At 41.9% G+C, this 549-nt stretch carries 1 protein-coding gene; it reads right to left on the bottom strand.

Annotation, left to right across the window (positions count from 1 at the left end):
* Positions 1-435 (bottom strand): DUF5666 domain-containing protein (locus tag R7O13_RS29985; protein ID WP_412125753.1); only part of this gene is annotated, 435 nt, incomplete at its 3' end.
* Positions 436-549 lie beyond the last annotated feature (114 nt).

Here is a 549-nt window from a genome sequence, read left to right on the forward strand (position 1 = left end):
TGAAGACACCATCACCCAATCACCTAAATCGATCTCGTTACTTAAGCCATCAAACTGCAGTTCTACACCATTTACGGAGAAGGTTTTCTTTGCGTAATCAATGGCAGTCACTCGACCAGTAATGGTTGGTTCTAGTGACACAACGGCGTGGGCATCTGCTGTTTTTTGGATGTTTTCATCCACTTTTACCATCATATTTGGTTGCACGACAGTCAACGCTAATGGAGTGTTACCGTAAACTACCTTTGAAACGCGGTAAGTATATCCATTGACGGTTAATGTGCTTTCTTTAGCATCTACAGATTCAACAGACCCAATAGCCGCACTTGGTTTTGCTGCTGGGAGTGTTGATGAGCTGTCGTTATTGTCGCTGCCAGAACCACCACAACCAGACAATGCCAAACCTACGACAGAAATAAGAGCCAGTTTTTTCATTGTATTAACCTCAATTTACGAGCTAGTTTAGGAATTTGGCGGTATCTTATGAGGCATACCGTGAAGAGATCGTGAAGAAATGTGAGTCGTATGAAAATTTTAATTGTTGATGAT

The organism is Vibrio sp. Y176 (assembly GCF_033438945.1).